This is a genomic window from Streptomyces sp. NPDC051214, from assembly GCF_040682375.1.
GTDB lineage: Bacteria > Actinomycetota > Actinomycetes > Streptomycetales > Streptomycetaceae > Streptomyces.
The window spans coordinates 204,785-211,101 of the sequence record NZ_JBFBAT010000016.1; the positions used below are offsets into that span (position 1 = coordinate 204,785).

General features: G+C 71.4%; 5 protein-coding genes. 3 read left to right on the top strand and 2 right to left on the bottom strand.

Annotation, left to right across the window (positions count from 1 at the left end):
- Positions 1 to 29: 29 nt before the first annotated feature.
- Both AB0M70_RS35080 and AB0M70_RS35085 read left to right on the top strand, forming a co-directional pair.
- Positions 30 to 470: an STAS domain-containing protein gene (locus tag AB0M70_RS35080; RefSeq protein ID WP_365826623.1), complete on the top strand. Its 441-nt coding sequence runs from the start codon at positions 30 to 32 to the stop codon at positions 468 to 470.
- A 152-nt stretch (positions 471 to 622) separates the two neighbouring features.
- On the top strand, positions 623 to 3,757 hold the full coding sequence (locus tag AB0M70_RS35085; RefSeq protein WP_365826625.1) for a discoidin domain-containing protein: 3,135 nt from the start codon (positions 623 to 625) through the stop codon (positions 3,755 to 3,757).
- Positions 3,758 to 3,826: 69 nt separating this feature from the next.
- On the opposite strand, the gene AB0M70_RS35090 is transcribed toward AB0M70_RS35085, so the two are convergent.
- The gene (locus AB0M70_RS35090) at positions 3,827 to 4,720 is read right to left on the bottom strand and encodes an NADP-dependent oxidoreductase (RefSeq protein ID WP_365826627.1); all 894 of its coding nucleotides are present in this window, start codon (positions 4,718 to 4,720) and stop codon (positions 3,827 to 3,829) included.
- 87 nt (positions 4,721 to 4,807) lie between these two features.
- Between AB0M70_RS35090 and AB0M70_RS35095 the strand changes: the two genes are divergently transcribed.
- Entirely contained in the window at positions 4,808 to 5,377 is a 570-nt protein-coding gene (locus AB0M70_RS35095; protein ID WP_365826629.1) for a helix-turn-helix domain-containing protein, read from the top strand.
- Between the two features lie 46 nt (positions 5,378 to 5,423).
- Here the strand turns inward: AB0M70_RS35095 and AB0M70_RS35100 are convergent, their stop codons facing one another.
- Positions 5,424 to 6,050 carry a LysE family translocator gene (locus AB0M70_RS35100; RefSeq protein ID WP_365826631.1) on the bottom strand — a complete coding sequence of 209 codons (627 nt, stop codon included), beginning with the start codon at positions 6,048 to 6,050 and terminating at the stop codon, positions 5,424 to 5,426.
- Positions 6,051 to 6,317 lie beyond the last annotated feature (267 nt).

The window sequence follows — 6,317 nt, forward strand, 5'->3', positions numbered from 1 at the left end:
GGCTTCCGCGACGACCACAGGGAGGCGCGATGTCGACGCAGACCCATCGCCTCATCATCCACGAGCTCGCCCGGTGCGAAGAGTGTGCCGTGCTGCGTGTGAGCGGTGAACTCGACCGGAGCGGCGAGAAGTTCTTCTTGCGCACCCTCGGCGCCTCCGTGATGGCGGGTCATCGACATCTCGTGCTCGATGTGACGGCCCTGGTGTTCTGCGATTCCCGCGGGCTCAACTGCCTGCTCGGGGTGCGGTGGCTGCTGCGGCGCCGCGAGGGGCAGTTGCTCCTGGCCGGAGCGGGGCGGCATCTCGCCGAACTCCTGACGGCGACCGGCAGCACGGAGATCTTCCCCCGCTACCTCACGGTGGGCCAGGCCCTGTTGACCCTGCCGCCCGCGCACCGCCCGACGTGGCCGCCCAAGCCCTCACCCCGCTCGGACGGAGCGCCGACCGATTCCCCGCCGCTCGGTTCCTGAGGACCGCAGCCTGAACTCCTCGGTTCCTGAGGCTCTCGGTTCCTGAGGCTTTCGGTTGCTGAGGACCATGCAGCAGAACCCTTGACGTGCCCGCGAGGCCCCCGAACAATGATCGCACTCTGACAACGTTGTCGACGGGAAGGTCGCGCACGATGCCGCAGCACGCCTGGGGAACCACACGCCGTCAAGCTCTGCAGCTGCTCGGGGTGTCCGGTGCCGTGGCGGCTTTCCCGCTCGCCCTCGGCACGGGTCCGGCAGCGGCTGCCGCGGAGGCGCGGGCAGAGACGAAGGCAGAGGCGGACGTCGTCGCGGACACGTACTACCGTGTCCTGCTCTCCCACACGCGCTGGTCGGAGACCCAGTGGGACGCCGCCCAAGGTCACTACACCAACAAGGACTTCGGCTTCGCCGTCGTGCTCGGCAACGCGGTGCTGCTGACCCGCGGCGTCTACGACGCCGAGCGCGCCGGTGTCTCCAGGGACACGCTGCGCACGCGTACGCTCGCCACGCTCAAGCACTTCGCGGCCTCGAACCGGCTGACGGGCGGCACCCAGTGGGGCCGCAAGCTCTTCTTCGACACCACCTTCCAGTCCTACTTCGTGCTGGCGGCGCGGCTGCTCTGGGCCGACCTCGACGAGGCGACGCGGCGGAACGTCGACACCATCGTCCGCGAACAGGCCCAGTACACCGAGGCGTTGGGCACGGACGACGACCCCGACTCCGGCGAATGGTCTCCGCACGGGCTCACCGGCGGCTTCAAGGGCGACACCAAACTCGAGGAGATGGGCATCTACGCCCAGGCGCTGGCCCCGGCCCTGGCCTGGGCGCGCGACGACCGGCGGCAGGACGCCTGGCGCGCCGCCTTCGGCCGGTGGAGCCGCAACGAGGCAGGGCTGCCCGCGGCCGACCTCGCGAACCCCGCCCGGGTGGACGGCGTCGCCGTCAGCGAGAACACCGCGCAGAACCTGTACGACACCTTCATCGTCGAGAACCACGGGTCCTTCGGCCCGCACTACCAGGAAGAGCTCTGGCGCACGTCCGGCCGCAACTCCGCCCACTTCCTCGCGGCGGGTCAGCCCCTGCCCGACGTGCTGACCGCCCAGCCCAACGCGGCCCCGTTGTGGCGCACGTTGCTCGGCGTGATGAGTGACGCGGGCGAGCCCCTGATGCCGATGGTCGCGGACCGCGAGCACCTCTACGGCCGCGACATCATTCCCCTCGCCTTCCTGGCCCAGGTCGTCGGCGACCGGGCCGCGGCCGCCTGCGAGCGCGCGCTCGCCGAACGTCTTGAGGGGTATCAGCAGTATCCGCCGCAGTACCGCATCGCGAAGTTCTCCGGCGAGCCCAAGTACGAGCCGGAGGCGCGTGCCGAGCTGGCGATCAGCTACCTCCTGCACGAGTGGCGTGACCGGTCCGGGCAGCGACGCGTCCGCCCCCTTTCCCAGGGCGAGCTCTTCGAGCAGGCCAGTGGCGTCACCGACCACGGCGTGGGCCCCGGCCTCGTCTCCCACCAGTCCCCCGGCGCCTGGGCCGGCGCCGTCACCAAGCCGGGCTTCGTGAAGTTCGCCTGGCAACCGGCGCACGACGACTGGCTGTTCGCGCTCAGCGGTCCGACGCCGATGTTCCTGCCGAGCACGCGGGCGAAGGTCGTCGAGCGGTCCGCGCTCACGTATACGCGGCCGCGGGACGGCTTCGACGGAAGCGCGAGCCTGCTGACCCTGGAGCACGGCTTCGCGGGGTTCACCACGCTGCCGTCGGGCGCCGTGGTCTACGCGACGTCCGGAACGGCGGACGGCGAGGGCCACCTGGAGGTACGCAACCTGTCCATGGACGGCGTACCGGGTCTTGACGGCAGCCGTACCTATCGCACCGCCGAGGGAAGTACCACCGTCAAGGCGAAGACCGGGGACCAGTCGCCGGCGGGGGCGCGTACCGACGAACTCAGCTTCCCGCGCGGCCAGTTCCGGCACCTGCGCATGCTGGGGGTGCGCCCCGATCCGTCGTACGGCTACTCGCTGTACGCCTTCGAGATACGTGACGGCGCCTCGGGCGACGACCTGGCCCGCGATGGTGGGGCGAAGGCGTCCGCCTCCTCCTTCGAGCCGGGCAGAGAGCCCGCCCTCACGATCGACGGCAACGGTTCGAGCCGCTGGGCGGTGTCGCGCGCGGACCGGCCGCGGGCCGACAGCTGGATCGCCGTCGACCTCGGTGCCGCCCGGTCCGTGGACCGCGTGACGCTGCGCTGGGAGGCCGCGGCGGGGCGCGCCTACCGGCTCCAGGGGTCGGCCGACGGGCAGGAGTGGAGTGACCTGGTCTCCTGGCCGCGACCGGATCTGACCAGCCGCGGGCAGTGGCTGGACATCGACGGTCGCGCCGGTCTCGTCGTGCGCGGCGGGGCCCATCCGATCGCGGTGTACGGCGACACGGTCGTCCTTTCGGACGGCCCGGCCGAGAGTCTGCTGATCGAAGGGCTCCCCGGCGCGACGACCGACGAACTGCGCGCGGCAGCTGCCCGCAAGACGCCCTCGACGGACTCCCGGAGCGTCAAGGCCGCCCTCACCGAGCACCACCTGAGCCTCTTCAACCTCTCCGCCGAGGCCGTGACCACGACGGTGACGATCCCTCGCGGCCCCTCGTCCCGGGAGGTCCGGCTCTACGAGGGAACGCAGACCCTTACAGCGTCCGCCTCGGCCTTGCGCATCGAACTCCCGGCTGCCTCAGCCGTGTTGGCGCCACCGCGCATCACCCTGTCCGCGCACCGCCTGCCCGTGGGCCTGCGGGCCGAGGTCGTCGACGGCGGCACCGTGCGGCTGAGCGGTCCCGCCTGCCGGGTCACGGTCTCGGCGCAGGGCAGAAGGGTCGGCGCCACGGTACGCGCCGGCCGCGCGACCACTGTCACCGTGCCCCGCGCCACGCCCTACCCCAGCTCCGACCTGGCGCTGGGCCGCAACACCTTCCCGACGTCGCCGCTGCCGCCCGGCATGACGGACCCGCGGGCCGCCGTGGACGGCGACGAGACCACCGCGTGGCAGGCCGGGCAGGACGACCGCATGGTCGTCGACCTCGGCAGCGAGCAGCACATCAGCGAGATCCGCACCCGGTGGCGCGGAGGCCACGCCGCGTCCTCTCAGGTGGAGTTCAGCCTGGACGGCCGCACGTACGACGGCTCCGCCCGGATGTCGTCGCGCGGCACTCTGCGCGTCGACCGCACCGCACGCTATGTCGCGCTGCGTGTGACCGCCCGCTCCGGGGGTTCCCTGACGGCGTTGACCGTCACCTCGCGGTGAGGCCTGGCGGCTGAGAGATGCCGTACGTTGCCGGGCCAGAGGGTCGGAGGGGTCGGAGGGGTCGGAGGGTCAGATCACGATGACCCGTCGGCCCCGCGAGTGACCCGCACGGCTGTCGATGTGCGCCGCCGCGGCGTCGGCGAGCGTGTACGACTTCTCGACCGGGATGTGCAGCTTGTTTCCCGCGATGAGGGCGGCGGCTTCGGCCAGCGCGTCCGGCACGCTGCCTGCCACGCCGGAGAAGCGGACACCGAAGTCGGGCGCACCGAGATCCGCGATGGAGATCACCTTGCTCGGGTCCCCGGTCAACTCGACGAGTTCCCGGAGCACGCCGGAGCCCGCCAGGTCGAGGGCCGCGTCGACCTGGCCGAGCTCCCGCACCCGCTCGACCCAGCCGTCCCCGTACGTCGTGGCGTGCGCACTCAGGCCACGTAGATAGTCCTGGTTCGCTGCCCCGGCCGTGCCGATCACCGTGATGCCGCGGTCGCGGGCGATCTGCAGGACCGCCGATCCGACTCCCCCGGACGCGCCACTGACCAGCAGCGTCTGCCCGGGCCGCACGCCGACCTCGTGGATGACGCGCAGCGCGGTCTCCACGACGGAGGGGTAGCCGGCCGCTTCCTCGAAGGTCAGGCCCTCGGGCATGCGGGCCCAGGCCGACAGGACCGCGAACTCGGCGTACGTGCTCGATCCCTCGCCGAACACGTGGTCGCCGGCCGCGACCCCTTCGACGCCCTCGCCGACCTCGTCCACCACTCCCGCGGCGTCCAGCCCGACCCCGGAGGGCAACACGGTCGGGTGCGCCCCCAGGATCTGGCCTTCGCGAATCCTCCAGTCGACGGGGTTCACCCCCGCCGCCCGTACGGCGATGCGTATCTGGCCGGGGCCCGCGTGGGGCTCCTCGGCATCCAGGAGTTGCAGGACCTCGGGACCGCCGAACTCGGCGAAGCTCACTTTCTTCATGCGGCAGACCGTAGCACTAACGGTTAGGGTTTTGGAACGGTTAGCTTTCGCGAGCCATTACGGCTTTGTATTTGATAGCGTCAGGCCATGACCGAGCCGTCCGGACGCCGCGAGCGCAAGAAGGCAGCGACCCGTCAGAAGATCGCTGACGCCGCCCTGCGGCTCTTCATGGAGCGCGGGTACGACGCGGTGGGCATCCGTGACGTGGCCGCCGAGGCCGACGTGGCCGTCACCACGCTCTTCTCCCACTTCGCCTCGAAAGAGGCCCTGGTGTTCGAGCAGGACGAGGACTTCGAGCACCGCCTCACGCGCGCGGTCACCGACCGGGAGCCGCACGACCCGCTCATGCCCGCGCTGCGCCGCGAGATCCTGGCCCTGGTGCAGCACTGCACGGCGCCGGGCTCCGCCCCGATGTGGCGCATGATCGAGGGCTCGCCCGCGCTGCGGGAGTACGAGGACTCGATGAGGCTGCGCCACGCGGAATCGCTGGCAGCGGCCATCGCCGCCGATCCCGGCCTGGCACGGACCACGACGGCCTGCAGGGCCATCGCGAGGTTCGTGATCGACGCCTATGCGGTGGCCCGCGAAGCGGCTGAGCCGGAGGCCGCGGTGGACGAGATCTTCTTGATGATCGAGGCGGCCTGGAAGGTCACCTGACCGCAGGACCGGACCATCGCCCGATACCGATCGGACAGGCCGCGCCTCAGGGGTGCGAGGTGGCGACCTTGACCCCGAAACCGATCAGGACGACCCCGGTGACGCGATCCATGCCGCGCCTCACGGCAGGCCTCTCGAAGAACGCCCGGGCCTTGGCGAGCACCAGCACGTAGCTGCCGAGCCAGACGAGCGTCAGGGCCGCGTGGATCAGGACCAGCACAACCATCCCGAGGTGCGGCGAGACGCCGGACGGCGCGAGGGTGGGCAACAGGCCGGTGTAGAAGACCGCGATCTTCGGATTGAAGACGTTGCTGACCAGCCCGGTGCGCCACGGATTGCCGGACGAGGACGAGGACGGAGAGTCCGTCGCCGAACCCGCCGAACGGCTCCGCCGGCTCTGCAGCAGCGCCTGGATGCCCAGGAACCCGAGGTAGAGGGCGCCGGCGAGCTTGACGACCGTGTACGCCGTGGTGGACGCCGCGAGGACCGCCGCCAGGCCGACCACGGTCAGCACGCCCCACACGAGCAGCCCCGCGGTGATGCCCCCGACCGTACGCAGGCCGTCCCGCCACCCGGCGGCGATGGATCGCTTGGTCACCACGGCCATGTCCGGGCCGGGAACCATGGTCAGGACGGCGAGCACACCGGTGGCCGCGAGAAGCTGAACGAACATCGCCCCAGCCTCGCACCGGCCCCACCCGGGCGTCGCCGGAGCGAAGTACCGCCGGTACACCCCTCATCCGTAACTCGCTGCGCGCCGGAATGAGAGGTTCCCTGGAAGGCGTGGCACACCCCGGCGACCCGGGGTCCGCCCGGCCGACCGCACACGGGCTCGACCAGCCCGCGCCCCGGCCCCCGTTATGTTTTCCGCGGCTCCGCAACGGGGTCGCTGGCTTCCGGGCCCGGCATGACTGTGTCCCCCTGTCGAAGGCATGACCTG

Coding starts and splice junctions, on each gene's coding strand:
- AB0M70_RS35080 (WP_365826623.1), top strand. CDS start 30: ATGTCGACGCAGACCCATCGCCTCATCATCCACGAGCTCGCCCGGTGC.
- AB0M70_RS35085 (WP_365826625.1), top strand. CDS start 623: ATGCCGCAGCACGCCTGGGGAACCACACGCCGTCAAGCTCTGCAGCTG.
- AB0M70_RS35090 (WP_365826627.1), bottom strand. CDS start 4,720: ATGAAGAAAGTGAGCTTCGCCGAGTTCGGCGGTCCCGAGGTCCTGCAA.
- AB0M70_RS35095 (WP_365826629.1), top strand. CDS start 4,808: ATGACCGAGCCGTCCGGACGCCGCGAGCGCAAGAAGGCAGCGACCCGT.
- AB0M70_RS35100 (WP_365826631.1), bottom strand. CDS start 6,050: ATGTTCGTTCAGCTTCTCGCGGCCACCGGTGTGCTCGCCGTCCTGACC.